At 64.9% G+C, this 17,782-nt stretch carries 16 protein-coding genes; 13 read left to right on the top strand and 3 right to left on the bottom strand.

The features are described 5' to 3' along the window. Positions 1–1,228 precede the first annotated feature (1,228 nt). Genes VIM12_RS05750 through VIM12_RS05715 form a run of 8 tightly spaced genes read left to right on the top strand, consistent with a single transcriptional unit; the run spans position 1,229 to position 6,539 of the window. A complete protein-coding gene (locus tag VIM12_RS05750; protein ID WP_331940662.1) occupies positions 1,229–1,441 on the top strand; it encodes a hypothetical protein in 213 nt (70 codons plus the stop codon). Beyond that, entirely contained in the window at positions 1,438–1,578 is a 141-nt protein-coding gene (locus tag VIM12_RS05745) for a hypothetical protein (RefSeq protein WP_331940661.1), read from the top strand. The genes VIM12_RS05750 and VIM12_RS05745 overlap by 4 nt, the downstream gene beginning before the upstream one ends. Beyond that, positions 1,575–1,772: a hypothetical protein gene (locus VIM12_RS05740; RefSeq protein WP_331940660.1), complete on the top strand. Its 198-nt coding sequence runs from the start codon at positions 1,575–1,577 to the stop codon at positions 1,770–1,772. Before VIM12_RS05745 ends, VIM12_RS05740 begins: the two co-directional genes overlap by 4 nt. Positions 1,773–1,807: 35 nt before the next feature. Beyond that, positions 1,808–2,746 carry a hypothetical protein gene (locus VIM12_RS05735; protein ID WP_331940659.1) on the top strand — a complete coding sequence of 313 codons (939 nt, stop codon included), beginning with the start codon at positions 1,808–1,810 and terminating at the stop codon, positions 2,744–2,746. Then, on the top strand, positions 2,743–4,464 hold the full coding sequence (locus tag VIM12_RS05730; RefSeq protein ID WP_331940658.1) for a YqaJ viral recombinase family protein: 1,722 nt from the start codon (positions 2,743–2,745) through the stop codon (positions 4,462–4,464). The genes VIM12_RS05735 and VIM12_RS05730 overlap by 4 nt, the downstream gene beginning before the upstream one ends. A gap of 20 nt (positions 4,465–4,484) precedes the next feature. After that, complete coding sequence (locus tag VIM12_RS05725; RefSeq protein ID WP_331940657.1) at positions 4,485–5,015, top strand: hypothetical protein; 531 nt, start codon at positions 4,485–4,487, stop codon at positions 5,013–5,015. A 1-nt stretch (position 5,016) separates the two neighbouring features. Continuing rightward, the gene (locus VIM12_RS05720; protein WP_331940656.1) at positions 5,017–5,463 is read left to right on the top strand and encodes a hypothetical protein; all 447 of its coding nucleotides are present in this window, start codon (positions 5,017–5,019) and stop codon (positions 5,461–5,463) included. Beyond that, complete coding sequence (locus VIM12_RS05715) at positions 5,460–6,539, top strand: site-specific DNA-methyltransferase (RefSeq protein WP_331940655.1); 1,080 nt, start codon at positions 5,460–5,462, stop codon at positions 6,537–6,539. Before VIM12_RS05720 ends, VIM12_RS05715 begins: the two co-directional genes overlap by 4 nt. A 32-nt stretch (positions 6,540–6,571) precedes the next feature. On the opposite strand, the gene VIM12_RS05710 is transcribed toward VIM12_RS05715, so the two are convergent. Further along, positions 6,572–7,240 (bottom strand): hypothetical protein, encoded by a 669-nt coding sequence (locus VIM12_RS05710; RefSeq protein WP_331940654.1) that lies wholly within the window; start codon positions 7,238–7,240, stop codon positions 6,572–6,574. A 32-nt stretch (positions 7,241–7,272) separates the two neighbouring features. On the opposite strand from VIM12_RS05710, the gene VIM12_RS05705 reads away from it, so the two are divergent. The 3 genes from VIM12_RS05705 to VIM12_RS05695 are packed head-to-tail and all read left to right on the top strand — an operon-like array spanning position 7,273 to position 9,343. Continuing rightward, the gene (locus VIM12_RS05705; RefSeq protein WP_331940653.1) at positions 7,273–7,998 is read left to right on the top strand and encodes a hypothetical protein; all 726 of its coding nucleotides are present in this window, start codon (positions 7,273–7,275) and stop codon (positions 7,996–7,998) included. A gap of 11 nt (positions 7,999–8,009) precedes the next feature. Then, complete coding sequence (locus tag VIM12_RS05700; protein ID WP_331940652.1) at positions 8,010–8,249, top strand: DUF4224 domain-containing protein; 240 nt, start codon at positions 8,010–8,012, stop codon at positions 8,247–8,249. 26 nt (positions 8,250–8,275) lie between these two features. Continuing rightward, positions 8,276–9,343: a tyrosine-type recombinase/integrase gene (locus VIM12_RS05695; protein ID WP_331940651.1), complete on the top strand. Its 1,068-nt coding sequence runs from the start codon at positions 8,276–8,278 to the stop codon at positions 9,341–9,343. 14 nt (positions 9,344–9,357) lie between these two features. Here VIM12_RS05695 and VIM12_RS05690 read toward each other — a convergent pair whose 3' ends face one another. Next, positions 9,358–10,104, bottom strand: a complete 747-nt coding sequence (locus VIM12_RS05690; RefSeq protein WP_331940650.1) for a hypothetical protein — start codon at positions 10,102–10,104, stop codon at positions 9,358–9,360. A gap of 227 nt (positions 10,105–10,331) precedes the next feature. Further along, entirely contained in the window at positions 10,332–10,925 is a 594-nt protein-coding gene (locus tag VIM12_RS05685; RefSeq protein ID WP_331940649.1) for a hypothetical protein, read from the bottom strand. Positions 10,926–11,056: 131 nt separating this feature from the next. Here VIM12_RS05685 and VIM12_RS05680 point away from each other — a divergent pair, with 131 nt between their 5' ends. Together VIM12_RS05680 and VIM12_RS05675 are read left to right on the top strand one after the other, a co-directional pair. Continuing rightward, positions 11,057–13,858: a bifunctional glycoside hydrolase 114/ polysaccharide deacetylase family protein gene (locus tag VIM12_RS05680; RefSeq protein ID WP_331940648.1), complete on the top strand. Its 2,802-nt coding sequence runs from the start codon at positions 11,057–11,059 to the stop codon at positions 13,856–13,858. Then, positions 13,846–17,778, top strand: a complete 3,933-nt coding sequence (locus tag VIM12_RS05675; RefSeq protein WP_331940647.1) for a tetratricopeptide repeat protein — start codon at positions 13,846–13,848, stop codon at positions 17,776–17,778. Before VIM12_RS05680 ends, VIM12_RS05675 begins: the two co-directional genes overlap by 13 nt. Positions 17,779–17,782 lie beyond the last annotated feature (4 nt).

Genomic DNA, 17,782 nt, shown 5'->3' with positions numbered 1-17,782 from the left:
AGATCGTTTGCCCTCATTGCAGCGCATCTGCTGTAGGCCCCTCGGATTTCGTTTATCTCTCATACGCCCTGACGGAAAGGGAGGAAGAACGAGCCAACCAGGATGGGATGGGTCCTCCGCTCGAAACAGGTGGCGACGCAGGTCCTTCTTGAACTTCCGCCACCTGCATGGTCGAACCGGCACACGGCCCCGCTTCAACTCGCAAATTTCTGAGCCGCGGCTTCTTCTCTGTCGCCTTACTCTCTCCCTGGGAAGCACCAGGGCCGTGCCTACTCCTCCGGCCATGCCTCCAGCTCCCGCCGGATCCGCCGGCTGACATAGACCTTCCTCGGATCGCCGCCGGCCTGCTTGCCGCAGTGGGGACACTCAATCACCCCGACAGCTCTCCCCGGACCGAAGACCGCACTGCACTGCTCGACCTCGAATAGGTGGCCGCACGCACTCTCCCCGCACTTCTCAATGTGCACCGACATGGTTCCCTCTCGTTTTTGTTCTCCAGAGCAGGATTTCCAGCATAGGAGATGTTCGTCAGATGGCAAGGTCGGTGGATGTATACCCCTACTCGGGTTTACGGTTTAATTGCCAATCGACAAGATGAGAGGAGAAACATGGCGCTTATCACCTGCCCAGAATGTAGCAGAGAGGTCTCCTCCGCTGCCGTCGCGTGCCCCACCTGCGCATACCCACTGTTGGCACCTGTAGCAGCCCAATCCGAACCCGAAATTCGACGCCGCCAAATGCCAGAGCGGAAGAAACGACTCGGCGTGCTCCCCAAAATCGGAATATTCGTCGTGGCAGTGTTCGGAGCATTTCTGCTTTTTGGAGGGATAAGCGGACGTGACCCTGCAACCGCCGAGCGATGGCGCGCAGCGGATGCGATCGACCTTTGCTGGGAAGAGCAGAAGCGGAAGTCGCTTAGCCCGAATTCTCAACAGTTTGTAGCAGGGACGTGCGAGATGATGGAGAACGATTTCCGACAGAAATACGGCAGGAATCCGTAGGTCGCCGCAGACCTCTGCAGATCCCGCTTCGACGGGATTTTTTATTTTCTCTCGTCGGCCGCGCCGCCTATTACAACTTTTTATTGCAAAACCTCTGGTCGTGCTGTAACCTTTGGTTGTAGTGATTTAGCGGTTTATCTCGACGGACCGGTTGCTGACCCGTGAAGAGACAAGAACCGCCAGCCCGGTGAAACGCCGGGCGCCTGATCAACCAACAGGAGAGCGCGGTGAGCACGACCGACACCCAGCAAACGCCCGAGCAGACCCTTCAGCGGCTGCAAGCGGCAATCCGGAGCGCCTTCGAGTACGCATCCAAAGATCCGAACGCCGGCATGCGGCCGCGCTCGTTCGTAGCCTGCCTGGCCGGCGAGATCGACAGCGTCCTCGGCAGGGACGAGGGCCACCGGCTGATGACCTTGCTGAAAGCGAGGCAGGCATGAAGTACCAGCTGACCCTCGCCCGGCCCGGACAGCCCCCAGAGCACCGCATCGCAATTGGTGACGGCGACGCCCTGATGGACGCCGCCTACGACGAAGGCGCCCTCGGCGTGACCATCCATGTCTGGAGCGCCGCATGACGGCCCGCGAACTCCTCGCCTTCTCTCTGCGCCCTGCCCTGCGCAGCTTCCGTCGCTGGTGGATCAACCGCCAGCTCGAACACATCCGGTACCAGATCGCGCACCTGCAGAGCCAGCGCGAGAACGACCGACAAGTAGAGCGCGTGCTGCAGGGTCGCGAGGCCGTGCTGCGCTCTGATCTTCGCAATTCCTGATCCCCCACCCCCGCAATTCCACCTGGAGAACGTGCATGGAAGGCACTGAAGTAATGAACGTCGAGAGCAGCACGATTTCGCTACTCAACAAGTCCGAGATCGATCAGCAGATCGCCACCGCTCACAAGTACCCGCGCTCGATCAAGCGCTTCCGTGACGAGACGCTGTCCATGGTCACCCTGAACGAGAACGTAGCGCAGGAGTGCATCTACGCCCTGCCCCGCGGCGACAAGACGATCGAGGGCCCCAGCGCACGCTTCGCCGAGGTGGTGGCATCCGCCTGGGGCAACAGCCGCGCCGGCGCCCGGGTGGTCAATGACCAGGGCGATTTCGTCACCGCTCAGGGCGTTTTCCATGATCTGGAGCGGAACGTTGCCATCACCTACGAGGTGCAGCGCCGCATCACCGACCGTCAGGGCCGCCGCTTCAATGCCGACATGATCGGCGTCACCGCGAATGCAGCCTGCTCGATCGCGCTGCGCAACGCCATCCTGAAGGGTGTGCCGAAGGCCTTCTGGTCCGACATGTACGAGCAGGCCCGGGAGACGGCCATCGGCAACGTGCAGACGCTGGCCAACCGCCGTGCGCGCGCTATCGCCGTACTGCAGAAGTACGGCGTGAAGCCGCAGCAGATTTTCGACTTCCTCGGTATCAAGGGCGAGGAAGACATCACTCTCGAGCATCTGACCACCCTCTTCGGCATCACGACCGCTCTCAAGGAAGGCGATACCACGCCAGAACAGGCTTTCGCGCCGGCAGCCGCCGCGGTGGTAACGACTGGCGGCGACGGAAAGAAGCAGCTGCCGACCTGCAGCGCCGAGGACTTCGAGAAGAAGAAGGCCGGCTGGAAGAAGGCAATCGAGGGCGGCAAGCCGGTGAACGACCTGGTCGCCATGATCCAGTCAAAGGAGCTGCTGACCGACGAGCAGAAGATGGAAATCGCCTCCTGGGCGCCGGCAGTGGGAGGTCAATGATGCAGATCCACGACCTTATCCAAGGCTCCCCCGAGTGGGACCAGTTCCGCCTGCAGCACTTCGGCGCCAGCGAGGCGGCCGCCATGCTCGGCCTGTCCAAGAAGGTAAAGCGCTCCGAGCTGCTGCACATGAAGCACACCGGCAACCCGAAGGAGTTCAGCCGCTGGGTGCAGGAGAACATCCTCGACTACGGCCACGAGGTCGAAGCGCTGGCGCGGCCGATGGTCGAGCAGCTGATCGGCGAAGACCTGTATCCGGTCACCTGCTCTGACGGCGGGATGCTGTCGGCGTCCTGCGACGGCCTGACGCTTGCCGGCGACATCGCTTTCGAGCACAAACAGTGGAACGAGGAACTGGCCGCCGCGGTGCGCGCTGGCCAGCTGCCCGAAGACCACATGCCGCAGTACCAGCAGATCCTGCTGGTCACCGGCGCCGGGAAGGTTATCTTCGTCGTCTCGGACGGCACGCCCGACCGAATGGTGCATATGGAGGTTTTCCCGGACCTCGGCTGGCATGCGCGCATCGTCGCCGGCTGGGCGCAGTTCAAGCAGGATCTGGAAACGTACGTGCCGCCCGCGGTGACCGTAGAAGCCGTCGGCCGCACTCCGGAATCGCTGCCGGCGCTGCGCATCGAGGTCACCGGCATGGTCACCGCGAGCAATCTCGACCTGTTCAAGGAACATGCGATCGCCGTCTTCGGCGGGATCAACCGCGAGCTCAAGACCGACCAGGACTTCGCGGACGCCGAGAAGGCCGTGAAATGGTGCGGCGACGTCGAGGACCGGCTGAAGGCCGCAAAGCAGCACGCGCTCAGCCAGACCGAGAGCATCGATGCCCTCTTCCGCGCCATCGACGAGATCAGCGCCGAGGCTCGCTCCACCAGGTTGGAACTGGACCGGCTGGTGAAAGCACGGAAGGAGCAGATCCGCGCCGAGATCCTGAAGGAAGGTGTCGACGGCCTCGCCGCCCACCTTGCCGGCCTGAATACCCGTCTCGGCAAGCCGTACATGCCGGCAGTACCGGCCGACTTCGCTGGCGCCATGAAGGGAAAGAAGACGGTCGCCAGCCTGCGCGACGCGGTCAGCACCACCCTGGCCAACGCGAAGATCGAGGCGAACGCCATCGCCGACCGGATTGACGCCAACCTGAAGACGCTGCGCGAGCAGGCCAAGGATCACGCGTTCCTCTTCGCCGACACCGCGCAGCTCGTACTCAAGGCGCCCGACGACTGCCAAGCCGTGATTACCGCGCGCATCAGCGAGCACAAGGCAGCGGAGGAAAAGCGCCTGGAAGCGGAGCGCCAGCGCATCGCCGATGAAGAGCGCCAGAAAGCTGAAGCGATGGTGCGCGCCGAGCAGGAAGCAGCCGCCGCGGAAGAGCGGCGCCGCCGGGAGGAGGCCGCCGCGCGCCAGCCGCAGGCGCCGGAACCGGAATACCGGCCCACGCTGCCGCTGGCCGAGGTGCGGCATGCGGCTGCCCCGGCCGAACTCGCACAGGCCATCGCGCCGCGCACCCCGTCCCTGCGCCTCGGCCAGATCAACGAACGGCTCGGTTTCACGATCACCGCTGACTTCCTGTCCAGCCTCGGCTTCCCGCCGGCGGCCACCGACAAGAGCGCGAAGCTGTACCACGAGGCCGACTTCACCCGCATCTGCTCGGCGATCGCCCAGCACACCATCGGCGCTGGCAGCCGCTTCGCCGCTCAACTCGCAGCCTAACCACCAGGGAGAACAGACCCATGTACAAACCGCAATTCGACCTCGACAAGCAGCTCGTCAAGATCGTCAACATCAACAGCCGCACCGAAAAGCACGGCGACGACAACGTCCTCGCAATCGACCTGCAGATCGAGGCGCGCATGCCGAACGACTCGCTCTCCATGTTCAGCTCGACGCTGAAGACCGCCCTCTACTTCAAGGACGAGTCCGTGCAGGGCGATCTGGTCGACGACAAGACCCACGCGCCCAACCTGCGCAACCCGCTGCTCGGCCCGCTGAAGTGGGGCGCCGAGCTCGAGCACATGCAGCTGCGCGTGCACCACGGCGTGCGCGGCGAGGACGACATCGTCTTCTCGGAGTCGAAGATCAACAAGTTCAAGTTCATCTGCCAGGAGGGCGGTACCGTCGTGATCGCCTTCCGCGCGCAGGTGCATCCGACCGAGAAGGACGCCGCCAAGCTGCTCACCCTGATTCAGAGCGAGGTGCACGTTAGTGTGATCTCGGAAATCTCCGAGGAAGGCCTGCAGGGCGACCTGAAGGAAGCCGCCTGATATGGGACTCCCCTACGAGAACGCCACCAGTGGCAGCGCCGCGCTCGACGACATCCGGAAGGTGCTGACGCGTTTCGGGTGCCCGCGATTCGGCACGATGACGGACAACGAGAAGGGCGAGCTGCTGGTGCAATTCTCGTACCGTGGGCGCGACGTCACCGTGAAGGCCAGCTACCGCGGCTACGCGGCCGCCTGGCTGCAGGAGTATCCGTACAACCCGTCCCGGCACCGTCGGACCCGCGAGCAGCACGAAGCCCGGGCGATGGATCAGGCGCAGGTCAGCGTCTGCTCGGTGCTGCGCGACTGGATCAAGGGACAGACCATCGCGATCGAGGTCGGCATCCTGACCTTCGAGGGTGCATTTCTCGGCCAAATCCTGCTGCCGAACGGGAAGACGGTGATGGAACATGCCGTCGCCGCCGGGCTGCTCCAGATCGAGGGGAAATGACGGTGACCGTCCGCATCCTCATCGGGGACGTCCGCGAGCAGCTGCGCACCCTGCCGGCCGACTTCGTGCATTGCGTGGTCACCAGCCCGCCCTACTGGGGGCTGCGCGACTACGGCGTCGCCGGGCAGATCGGCCTGGAGGCCTCGCCGTCCGAATTCATCGCCACCATGGTCGAGGTCTTCGACGAGGTGCGCCGGGTGCTGCGGCCGGACGGTACCTGCTGGGTCAACATGGGCGACAGCTATGCAGGCAACCGCGGTAGCACGAACAGCCCCGCCATCGGTCTCAAGCACCGGTCCGCCAGTGGCGACGCACAGCGGCAAATGATCACCAGCCGACGCCGCGATGACGCGCCGATTCCTCGCTCCGACGTGCGTGTGCCCGGGCTGAAACCGAAAGACCTGGTGATGATGCCGCACCGCCTGGCCATCGCCCTGCAGGATGCCGGCTGGTGGGTGCGTCAGGACATCGTGTGGCACAAGCCGAACCCGATGCCAGAATCCGTGCGAGACCGCTGCACGAAGGCTCACGAGTACATCTTCTTGCTGACGAAGAGCGAGAGCTACTACTACGACCAGGATGCGATTTCCGAACCGGTGTCCCCGAACACGCACGCACGCCTGGCACAGGACGTGCAAAACCAGAAAGGCAGTGCTCGAGCAAACGGCGGCACCAAGACAAACGGCACCATGAAGGCGGTCGGCCGCAAGTTGGCCGACGCCGGTAGCGGCATCAAGAGCAATTCGAGCTTCGATGCTGCTCTGGCCATGCCGGTCGACCGCCGCAACAAGCGCAGCGTCTGGACCATCACCACACAGCCCTTCTCTGAGGCGCACTTTGCCACCTTCCCGCCGGAGCTGCCCGAGATGTGCATCAAGGCTGGCTGCCCGCCCGGAGGCCTGGTGCTCGACCCATTCTTCGGCGCCGGCACCACGGGTCTGGTCGCCGACCGGCTGCAGCGGGACTGCATCGGCATCGAATTGAATCCGGCGTACGCAGAGATCGCGCGCCGGCGTATCCAGGGAGAAGCGTCGCTTCTCGCCGACGTCACGCTCGAAACAAAGGAAGCAGCATGAACAAAAAGGTTGAAGGCTCAACGCCAGGAGCACTAGAAGTCTTCGAGATCGGTGATCCAGGGACCGTATATTTCCTCATGTGTGGGCAGAGGGGCTCCTATCTCGGAAGCTTTGACGCATTCAAGTTGGGCAACCTTCAAGAGATCGAAAATCTGATCAATTTGCTTCGACCATTTCTTCGCATAGTGTTCACGTCCAGCCGCAGTAACTTGCTGCCAGCGGGAGATATTCATGTAAGGCTCCAGCTCTTCAGAGAAGCCATGAATCATTCCCACTGCACGAGCAATTCTGTGCGCGGCTCGATTGGGAAGCGGCGACAGCAAAACGAGACGATCCGCGTTACCGAGAGCGCTGATCGGGTCTGGCTTCAGCGCGAACACGTGAGTCGCGAAAGCCGGACCAAGTTCTGCCGGGTTCCCGAATGTGAGTCTTGCCTGGATCTGCTCGACTCGGTCAATCATTGCTGCAAGCTCCCCCGACATGCGCGCGGCAACCAGGTGTGCAATATCGGCGTCCGCCTTTTGTTTCAGACGGTATTGAGACGTAGCGAGCCAGATGGTGCCGGCAAAGGCAAGAAGGGTTCCCAACGCAGCAACCCATGCGGCCCATGCTTCGGCAGAGAGGCAGAAGAAGTACTGAACAAGAAAAACCACTGCGATCGTGGCCACCAGCGCCGGATAGCCAATCAAAAACCAACGCATATCCCTCCCTTAATTCCGCGAGGCATCCTAGCATGAAAGAACGCCCCATCCTTTTCAGCGCGCCGATGGTGCGCGCCATTCTCGACGGCACCAAGACACAGACGCGCCGGGTGGTGAAGCTGCCGCACCAGAACCCGCTGGGACAGTGGGAGCCGACCACCGTGGGCGGCCCGACCATGACCACCAGCGCCGGACAGACAATCCCCGAGCAGGACGCTATCTTCCACACCCGCACCGGCGACACCCTGATGTGCCCCGATGGCGGGCCCGGCGACCGACTGTGGGTGCGGGAGAACGGCTGGGAGCGACCCGAGCGCACCGCTCGGATGCTTCGTGACGGCGCCGACACCTGGCCACCGTATGAGTACGACGTCGAGCCGGTCACCTGCTGCACCCGTGGTGACCTGCGCCAGTGGGGCTGGAAGCGACGGCCTTCCATTCACATGCCGCGCTGGGCTAGCCGTATCACCCTGGAGATCGCCGGCATCCGGATCGAGCGGCTCAACGACTGCAGCGAGACCGACGCGATCGCGGAAGGCATCGAGGGGTGCGACGTCGTTATCAACGGCCGCAGTCAGGGAAAGACGTGGCTCGACTACAGCTTGAAGTGCGATGACCCCTGTGAGTGGTTCAGCAGCCCGATTGTCAGCTACCGGACGCTTTGGGAGCAGATCAACGGCGCCGGCAGCTGGGACCTCAACCCATGGGTATGGGTGGTCGAGTTTAAGCGTGTCGACGCACTGAAGAAAGCAGCATAGGAGGACCGACTATGAGCGCATACCTCACAGCGCAGGAGTTGGCCGAGATGATCAGCTGCGAGCCGAACAGCTACTCATGCATGCGGCGCTACCTGACAAAGCACGGCTGGCCCTTTGAGCCGAACCGGCGCGGATTCCCGCAGGTGAGCCGCAACTATTACGACAAGCGCATGGCCGGCGAGCTGGGGCAATCCGCCCAGAACGGCGGCGACTTCGAAGAACCTGATTTCAGCATGTTCAAACTGGCATGATTGGTCGACGCAAATCACCCGACGGGATGCCCTTCCGCCTATACGAGCGGAGCGGCAAGTTCAAGGTCAGCTACGGCTACAAGCTGCCGAACGGGAAGTGGGAGTTCCGGCTTACCGCGCCCGCCAGCGATGCCGAAGCCGTTGCGCGGGTTCGCACCGAAGCAATCGAGCGCGCGAACGTGCTGAACGGCGCCGCTCCGACATCCGGGCCGACCGAGGATTTGTTCCAGAAGTACTTCGCTTGGCAGAAAGGCCTGCCGGCCGACAGCGAGGACCGGAAGGCGGCATCAACCCTCTCCGAAAACGAAATCGAGTCGAAGCGTTTGATCAAGGTCTTCGGGAAGGTGAAGCCGTCGGTCATCAAGCCGGTCCACGTCTACAAGTACCTGGCCGGCCGCGCTCAGGAAGGCGCGCCCGCTAAGGCAAACAAGGAGATCGCCCTGCTGTCCGCCGTGCTCGAGTACGGCCGCCGGCTGGGTGAGTTGGAGACGAACCCTTGCCGGGGCATCAAGTACAACAAGACACGGCCGCGCCAGAAATATGTCGAGGAGGCAGACATCAACATGATGATGCGTGTTGCGCGCGAACGCGGCGGCAGCTACCTGATCCTGGCGCTGTGCCTGCAGGTGGCTTACCTGACGGTGAGCCGGCCGGAGGAGATGCGCCAGCTCATGCGCCAGGCGGTGAAGGACGGCGGCATCGAGGTCGCTGTCGGCAAGCGGAAGAAGGGCCATGCCGTGAAGCACAAGCTGATCGAGTGGTCGCCTGCTCTGCACGCGACGGTGCAGGAGGCGCTAAGCCTGCAGCGTACCACTAGCCTGTACGTGTTCGGGAATACCGCCGGCCAGCCCTACACCCGCAGCGGCTTCAATACGATCTTAGGCCGACTGATGAAGTACTGCGCGCAGCAAGCTGCTGAAGACGGGGGTACCTTCAACCGCTTCACTTTGGCGGACATGCGTCCGACGGCGGTGACCGATCGGATGGAGGAAGGCGACACCAAGATCACAGACGCAACCGGCCATAGCGACGGAAGGATGGTTGCAAAGGTGTACGACCGGCGCCGGATCAAGACCGCCAAGGCAACGAAGTAGCCCCTTTTGTCGCTTCAGAAATAAGAACGCCCGGCACTCTTCGCAAACGCGTCGGCGTACTGCGCAATGCCCAGCCTCATCTGTTCGCGTTCAAAGGCTGCCGCTGCAAATGCAAAGGATAGAATGGCGCGGTACACGTAGTTCCACAGATCATCCCTATGCTCTCTGTGACGCCGCGTACCCGCCATTCCACGCACATGGAAACGAGGCGGATTGCCGCCATACATGTCCAAGATATGAGGGGCGCCGCCGTGCACGTATCCTGAATAGGAGGTGTAAAGCGTGCGATTCAGCTCCACGAGCTGCCTGCGATCAACGCCGGAAGAACCATGCAGCTGCTCAGCAATATATGCCCGAATCCTCTTTCGCGGAACCATAGGCCTTCTCTGGCTCGACTCCAGGGCGGTCGCCTTGTCGAATTCCTCCTCCCAAAACCCCGCCAAGTATTCTTCGTGCAGCTTCGTCTCGCCACGAACGGCACCCAACACTAGCAGGAGGACATCCTCGTCGAACTCGTCCTGCACACGCTGAAGCACCGCCTGCTCTTGCACGAAACCGTTCATAATGAGGAGCCTCATCGCATGCACTCCCGACAAGATCCGAACGAGTTTGAGAATGATGGCCTGTTGCAAAGTCTTTTCACGATATCGAACAGCTAATCCCATTGGCGTTGAAACCATCGTCGGTGGTGGAACCGAAGCCGAGAAACTCTCCAGCGTCTTTTCCATTTTTTCGAGCGCGTCGTCGTACAGCGATTCCATCAATCCCCCCTTTTCTGAGCCACGGCCATCATACCGGAGGGGAAGTTCATGGGAAATTTCCCTGGAAGATCCGAAAAATGATCACGGCTACATGCGGGTTTCAGCGGGCTTGATGTTCCAAGAAAATGGCGTATGCAGTTAGTAGAATCAAGCACTTAGGACAGTTTGCGAACGGGATTGTGATTCCTGTCGTCGTGGGTTCGAGTCCCATCGGCCACCCCAGAGATTCAAACAAAAAGCCCGGTTTTCGAACTGGGCTTTTTGCATTTTTCGCCTGACAGGAAAATCATGGTCGCGTCATCGCGAAGGTGACGGCAACGCCATGTTCCTTCCGCACACGCGGTAACGCCTCTACCTGGTCGAGCATGCCGAGCTGTGTCGGGCAATGTCGCAAGCGATCTTCCTTGATGCAACCGTGCGCCCTGCGCCCATACGTTCCAGATTTGCACCTTGAGAAATCGATGACTGCCGCTGCGTATTCTGCAGTGGCTGTTGCACGAGGCAAAAAGGGCGAGCGCCTCGTCAAATCCAAATTCGAATCGTTGCCCCGACAGTTCTGCACCAGCAAAACCGTGACGCACGGCGGCGCGCGCGAGTGATGCCACTTGCCTCGGTTCACCGATTGCAAGTCGTTTCAGCATCGTTTTCAACCGGTATTTCTCATGCTTGAGAAATTGAGGCCAACGAGAACTGTTTTTCCCATTTTTTTGCGCTCGAAAGCAAATAGTCCTATTCGGATACAGCACTTGCACCCGTATAATCCCGCTCCGTGTGCGCGCTGTAAGTTCTTGATTTAAAGAAAAATAATTGTTTGATTGCATGGCGATCGCATCAGCACGGTACGCTCGTTTCGAAAGGAAGTTTCCTCCTTTCGTCGGCGACAACTACGTACAAAAGACATATGCGATTGGCCGCTTTCATTACATCACTGCTTCTCTGCCTCACGACGGCATTGGCCGCTGCCAACGCGGCCGCCGCCGACGCGGCGCATTCCATCTCCTCCATCGCTTTTTTCTACGGACCCAACCCGCCGTTGACGGACCTGCAGGCATTCGATGTCGCCGTGGTCGAGCCGGATCATGTCAAGAATCCCCAGCGCTATCGTCGCTCCGAAGACCGCGGGTCCCATGAGCTGTTCGCCTATGTATCGCTGGGCGAAGTGCAGCCTTCACGGTCCTGGTATCGGCAACTGCCCAAGGGGGCGCTGCGCGGGTCCAACGAGGCCTGGGGCAGCCGGGTCATCGATCAGGACGCGGCGGGCTGGAGCGCCTTCTTCGTCAATGAGGTCATTGCTCCGCTGTGGGAGCAGGGCTGGCGCGGCTTCTTCGTCGACACGCTCGACTCCTACCAGCTGTTTGCGAAGGATGATGCGGAGCGGGCACGCCAGACGCGGGCCATGGTGCGCACGCTGCGGGAGCTCAAGCGGCGCTTTCCCGAGGCGAAGCTGATCCTGAACCGCGGCTTCGAACTGCTGCCGGAGGTGGCGGAATTGACATGGGCGGTCGCCGCCGAGTCGCTGTACCAGGGCTACGACGCCGGGCGCGGGCGCTACCGGCCCGTGCCCGAAGCGGATCGCGCCTGGCTGCTGGCGCGGATGGAGGAGGTGCGCGACCGCTACCGCCTGCCGGTGATCGCCATCGACTACGTCGATCCCCAGGCGCCGGGCGCCCGCGATCTCGCGCGCGAAACCGCGCGCCGCATTCGCGGGCATGGCTTCATCCCGTGGGTGACCGATGGTGCGCTTGCATCGGTCGGTATCAGCAGCATCGAGGCGGTTCCCCGCAATGTGCTGGTGGTGGTGCGCAGCAGGGGCGGCGAGCTGCATACGGTAGACGCCCAGCGCTACCTGGGCATGCCGCTGAATCATCTCGGGCTGCGCTACGAGTTCGTCGACCTCAGCACCGAGGCGCTGCCCGAGATGATCTTGCGCGGACGGTATGCCGGCGTCGTCACCTGGCTGGAAGAAAACGTGGACCAGCAGCGGCTGGTGCCCTGGCTGCGCAAGCGCATGCGCGAAGGCGTGCCGGTGGCCATGTTCAACGGCCTCGGCAGCGCGCCGGAGCCGCGCTGGCTGAGTGAACTCGGCTTGCACAGGGTTGCCGCCGGTGCGACCGGCCGTGTCAGCGTGCAGTCGATGGACCGCAGCATGATGGGATACGAGGTGGAGCCTGTCCCGGAACGGGGACAGGAAGTGCCGGTACAGCTGCAGCCGGGCGTCGGCCACAGCCTGCTGCGTCTGGCGGATGAGCGCGGCAGTGTCTACGACGCGGCCGCGCTCACGTCCTGGGGCGGCTATGTGCTCGCGCCCTTCGCCGTGGTGCCGGTGCCGCTGCAGGACCATGCGCGCTGGGTGGTGAATCCGCTGGCCTTCCTGCGTCGCGCGCTCGCCCTGCCCGACCTGCCGGTGCCGGACGTGACGACCGAGGGCGGCCGCAGGATGCTGATGGTGCATGTCGACGGCGACGGTTTCGCATCCAGGGCCGAGCGTCCCGGCATGGCCTTTGCCAGCGAGGTGATGCTCAATGAATTCCTGGCGCCGTACCAGGTGCCGACCACGGTCTCGGTGATCGAGGGCGAGGTCGCGCCGCATGGCCTGTTCCGCAGCATCGCCCCGCGCCTGGAGGACGTTGCGCGCCGCATGTTCGCCCTGCCCTGGGTCGAGGGCGCCAGCCATTCGTTCTCGCATCCGTTCAACTGGGCCGGCGCGGTGCGCGCTTCCACGCAGGCCGACGGCGGCGAGGCCAGCTACCATCTCGAGCTGCCAGGCTACGACTTCAGCCTGGAGCGTGAAGTCAAGGGCTCGTTCGACTACATCAACACCCGGCTGATGCCCGCTCACAAGCGGGCCGAAGTTTTCCTCTGGACAGGCAACTGCGTGCCGCCCCCGGCGGCGCTGGAGGAGACCTATCGCCACGGCCTGCTGAACATGAACGGGGGCGACACCCTGATCACCGAGAGCAACAAGACGCTGACCGCCATCGCCGGCCAGGGCATCCGCAAGGGCGGCTACTATCAGGTCTTCGCACCCAACCAGAACGAGAACGTCTACACGAACAACTGGCAGGGGCCGTTCTACGGTTTCGAGCGTGTGATAGAAACGTTCCGCCTCACCGGCGAGCCGATCCGCTTCAAGCCGATCAACATCTACTACCATACCTATGCTGCCAGCAAGCCGGCCTCGATCGCGGCATTGCACAAGGTCTATCGCTGGGCGCTGGCGCAGCGGACGACGCCGGTCTACGGCTCGCAATACATCCGCAAGGTACTGGATTTCGAGTCGACGACGGTGGCGCGCGACCTCGCCAGCGGCGACCTGCTCGTGCGTACCGGCGGCGACCTGCGCACGCTGCGCATGCCCGCCGGTGCCCGTCCCCCTTCCCTGCTGCGCAGCAGCGGCGTGGCCGGCATCGCCCCGGGTCCGGCCGGCGACTACCTGACGCTCGGCGCGGCGCAGGTGCGGCTTGCGGCGGCGGAGGGTGTCGAAGCGCCGGTGCACGTGCAGGATGCCAACGGCGGCGTGAGCGACGTCGCGCGGCGCCGCGCCGGCGGGGGAAGCGAGCTGTCGTTCACGCTGACGGCCAACGTCGCGCCGGCGTTCGCGCTTGCCAATGCCGCCGGCTGCAGGGTGAGCGTCAACGGCAAGGCACTGGCGGGAACGAAGGATGGCGCCGCGGGCAGCGCCGTGTACCGTTACGCGATGCCGACGGCAGCGCCCGCGGGCGCCCATCGGATCACCGCGGCGTGTCCGGCGTGAACGCCCGCCGCTTGCCGATGCAGCTGCCGGTCGACGACCGGGACGAGGCCTGGTACGCGTTCAACGCGCCGTACCGGCGCCTGCGGCTGTTCTCGGTCGCGAATATTGCCGGCATCGGCTTCGCGGTGTGCGTCGGACTCACGCTCGGATTTCCCTACAAGACGCTGGAGGAGCAGCTCGCCTCGAGCGAGCGGCACCGGCAGGCGGACCGGCTGACGGTGGAATACCTGAAGGTGTTTCTCGAAGCCGATCCCGGCGCGCACGGCCTGCGCGCGCAGCTCGCGCGCCAGCTGATCCAGCTCGGCGCGTTCGCCGAGGCGAGGACGGCGATGCTGCCCCTGACGCGTTTGCCGGACGCCCGCTGGCGCGAGGAAGCGGCCTGGCTGGAGCTCGACATGACCGAGCAGGAGGCCAACGCCGAGCCGGCGGGCAGCGCGCGCCATGCGGAACTCAAGCGCGAGGTGCGCGCGCAGTTGCAGCGCCTGCTGCAGTATCCGCAGGATCCGACCCGGCTCAAGCAGCTGGCGGACAAGGCGCTGGCGGACCAGGATGCGGAACTTGCGCTGGTGGCGCTGCGCGCGCTGGCCGCCACGCAAGGCGGCCTGGATGCAGGCAGCTATGCGTCGGCGGCGGCCGCCGCGCTCGGCCTCGGCAACTATGAGGTCAGCGCCGGGCTCTACCTGCAGGCGATGTCGCGCAGCAGCGGCCTCGACGCCCGCCGCGCTTACTTCCTGGACGCACTGCGCACCTATCAGAGCGGCGGACGCTACCGCGAGGCGATCGCCGCCGCCGACCGGCATCTCCGCCAGTTCGGCGACGACCGCGAAGTGCTGCTGTTCCTTGCGCGGCTGGCGCAGGCGGCGAACATGCCGGAGGCCGCGGAACGTTATGCGAAGCGGCTGCTGAAACTGGCGCTGCTGATGCAGATGGACATGCACGAACCCGTGGTCATGCATGCGTCCTGGGTCGGCGCACGGCCGGCGACGATGCGGGTGGCGAGCGGCGGCGACGGTCCCGGGCTGCCCTTCGACGAAGAGGCCTATCTGCTCAGCTTCAATATCTTCCTCGCCAACCGCAACCTGGCGGACGCGCACCGGGTGGCGGCATCGGCGGTGCGGCAACGGCCCGACAGCGCGCCCTGGCGCCGGCGGCTGGCGGAAGTCAGCGAGTGGACCAATGCGCCCGACGACGCCCTGACGCACTGGATGGCGTATGCGCGCCTGACGGGCGACGAGACAGCCTGGAACAATGTGCTGCGCCTGGCCGACAGCCTGCACGACACCGCGACGCTGACTGCCGCGATCCGGCACAAGCTGGCGATCGAACCCGGCAATGCCGCGCTGCTCGATCGCCTGCTTGCCTCCTACGAAACCGGCGGCGAACCCGAGCGCGCGCTGCAGCTGCTGCGCGAGCGCAGCGCAGACCCGCGCATGCCGGCCGCGCAGCGCCGCCGCGAACTCGCCCTGATGGCCGAGATCGCCGAGCGCAGCGGGCGGGATGCCGAGGCGCTCGACACCTGGCGGCGCCTGCAGCACGAGTTCGGCGTCGACGCCGATACGGCGCTGCGCATCGCCACTCTGATCGGAAAACGCGGCGGCACGCAGGATGAAGCCTACCGGACGCTGCTGCAGGCGGCGCCTGCGGCAAGACCGGAAGCGGTCGCGTTCTGGCGCGCGCTGGCGGAATATGCCCGGCTGCGCCAGGATGATGCGCAGGCCGAAGCGGCGTACCGCAAGCTCGTCGCCGCCGACGGCGAGGAAGCCTCCGATCTGTTCAACCTGATTTCCCAGCTCGAGACCGCACAGCCGCTGGCCGCCTCGCGCGCCGCCATGTACGGGTTCAACAAGACCGGCAATCCGCGCTTCGCCCTCTCCGCGCTCTACTCGGCCATGCGCGCTGGCGACAATGCCGGCGCGCTCGCTTTCATCGGCGGCCTGGACGACAAGCGCATCGCCTTGCTGCGCAGCGACGCGCGCTTTCTTGCGGCGCGCGCCGGCCTGCTGCAGGCCGGCGGCGACCTGCCGGCCGCGGAGCGCGATCTGCGCGCGGCGCTCGCACTGCAGCCGCAGGACGCCGGCCACCGCGCCGCGCTGCTGTGGCTGCTGATCGCGCGGCGCGACGCCGGCGCGCTGCAGCGCGCGCTTGCGGCATGGGCCGGCGATGCCGAGCACGAAGCAGCGCTCTGGGGACCGTACGCCGCCGCGCACATGGCGCTCAACCGGCAGCGGGAAGCCCTGCACTGGTTCCGCAAGCCCGGCTTCCAGCGCGACGACTACCTGTGGCTGATGAGCTATGCGGAAGCACTGGAGGCGACCTCGCAGCCGGACCTGGCGTGGCAAATCAGGCGCCACGCCTGGCGCGAACTGCGCAAGCCGGACGTGCTGCGCCAGGCTGATCCGGAGACGCTGGGCGCGCTGCGCGACCGGGTTGTTGCGCTCGCTCCCCTGTTCGCCGGCGGCGACCAGGCCGCCTCGCTGCTGCGAGCCCTGCTCCATGCCGACCTCGCCGCCCTGCGCGACCCGATGCCGCTGCGCGCGCCGCGCAACGGGCAGGAATTGCTGGCGGAACTGGACGCGGCCACGCGCCCGGTCGCGGTCCCGCCCGAACCTTCGCTGCCGTCGCTGCTTGCACCGGGCAAGGCCGAGCGGCCACGGGACGACCGGCGGATGAGCGCCACCGTGCGCGAGCTCGCGCTTGCCTTCGCCCTCAATCGCGACGCCCACGACCTGGCCCGCGCCTGGCTGGTCACGCGCTTTGCGCAGCAGCTCAGCCGGCCGCTGTGGGGCGAGCTGTCGCTGCTGCTGGCGGCCGAAGACCGCGCGGGCCTCGATCGCCTGCTCGACGATATCCCCGACTGGCTGCCCATGTACGACCGGGTCGAGGCGGCGCAGCGCGCGGGCCGGCATGGACTGGCGCAGACGCTGGCATTCGAGCAGCTGGACTACCTGCAGCATGACGAGGAATTGCATTCCCGCTTCCTGGCGCTCACGGCCGAGCGGCCGCCCGGCTTCGCGTTCGGCATGCGCAGCCTGCGGCAGTCTCCGCTGGCGAGCACCGGGCTGGAAACCGATGCGGCGATTTCCCTGGGCGCCGGCACGAACCTGACGCTGAAGCTGCGGCAGGCGCGACAGGAGAGCCGCGACAGCGCCCAGCTGCGCAATGTGCCGGACAACGACCGCAGCGCCGAGATCGGGCTGCGCATGGACGTGCCGCGGGGCGCCCTCACCGCCGCGGTCCAGGGCCGCAGCGCCGACCGCCGGGCAGTCGGCGTGCGACTGGCGGTCGGCATCCACGCGGCCGACGGCGTCGACCTGGCAAGCGAGCTTGGCTGGCGGCAGCCCGCAACCGAAAGCGCGCTGCTGCGCGTCGGCGCGCTGCGCAGCGGTGTCACGGGGAGTCTCGGCTGGTCGCTGAGCAAGACCGAATTCGTACGCCTCGGGGTGGGCGCGCACCGTTTCGAGACGCAAGACGGAACACCACTGGGCACCGGCGCAACCTGGAACGCGGAAGCCGGCACCCACCTGCGCATCGAGTATCCGAACCTGACCCTGCGCGCATCCGCCGGCGGCGGCAACTATTCGGCGAGCGGCCGCAGCGACCAGCAGATCCTGCGCCTGCTGCCGGCCGGTTCCGATCCGCAGGCCTATCCCTTCCTGCCGCGGGACAGCACGCTGTTCGGCCTCAGCCTGGGCATCGGCACCGCGGTGGACGGGCGCTACAGCCGTGGCTGGCGTCCCTTCGCCGATGTCGGCCTGACCTACGGCGCCGAAAGCGGACGCGGACTCAACTTCTCGGGCGGCATCGCCGGCAGCGTCGCCGGGCAGGACACGCTGCAGATCAGGCTGTACCGCAATGCCGGGACCGCCGCCTCCCCCCAGGGCTTCACCGAATTCGGCATCAACTACTTCTGGCTCTTCTGAAAAA

It is taken from the genome of Noviherbaspirillum sp., assembly GCF_036563305.1.
GTDB lineage: Bacteria > Pseudomonadota > Gammaproteobacteria > Burkholderiales > Burkholderiaceae_D > Noviherbaspirillum.
This window is presented reverse-complemented; position numbering and strand designations above follow the sequence as displayed.

Bases quoted from the DNA above. Each gene is read 5' to 3' on its own strand.
- VIM12_RS05695 (WP_331940651.1), top strand. From the start codon at position 8,276: ATGCCCTTCCGCCTATACGAGCGGAGCGGCAAGTTCAAGGTCAGCTAC.
- VIM12_RS05725 (WP_331940657.1), top strand. From the start codon at position 4,485: ATGTACAAACCGCAATTCGACCTCGACAAGCAGCTCGTCAAGATCGTC.
- VIM12_RS05730 (WP_331940658.1), top strand. From the start codon at position 2,743: ATGATGCAGATCCACGACCTTATCCAAGGCTCCCCCGAGTGGGACCAG.
- VIM12_RS05745 (WP_331940661.1), top strand. From the start codon at position 1,438: ATGAAGTACCAGCTGACCCTCGCCCGGCCCGGACAGCCCCCAGAGCAC.
- VIM12_RS05685 (WP_331940649.1), bottom strand. From the start codon at position 10,925: ATGCAATCAAACAATTATTTTTCTTTAAATCAAGAACTTACAGCGCGC.
- VIM12_RS05715 (WP_331940655.1), top strand. From the start codon at position 5,460: ATGACGGTGACCGTCCGCATCCTCATCGGGGACGTCCGCGAGCAGCTG.
- VIM12_RS05690 (WP_331940650.1), bottom strand. From the start codon at position 10,104: ATGGAATCGCTGTACGACGACGCGCTCGAAAAAATGGAAAAGACGCTG.
- VIM12_RS05720 (WP_331940656.1), top strand. From the start codon at position 5,017: ATGGGACTCCCCTACGAGAACGCCACCAGTGGCAGCGCCGCGCTCGAC.
- VIM12_RS05740 (WP_331940660.1), top strand. From the start codon at position 1,575: ATGACGGCCCGCGAACTCCTCGCCTTCTCTCTGCGCCCTGCCCTGCGC.
- VIM12_RS05700 (WP_331940652.1), top strand. From the start codon at position 8,010: ATGAGCGCATACCTCACAGCGCAGGAGTTGGCCGAGATGATCAGCTGC.
- VIM12_RS05710 (WP_331940654.1), bottom strand. From the start codon at position 7,240: ATGCGTTGGTTTTTGATTGGCTATCCGGCGCTGGTGGCCACGATCGCA.
- VIM12_RS05735 (WP_331940659.1), top strand. From the start codon at position 1,808: ATGGAAGGCACTGAAGTAATGAACGTCGAGAGCAGCACGATTTCGCTA.
- VIM12_RS05705 (WP_331940653.1), top strand. From the start codon at position 7,273: ATGAAAGAACGCCCCATCCTTTTCAGCGCGCCGATGGTGCGCGCCATT.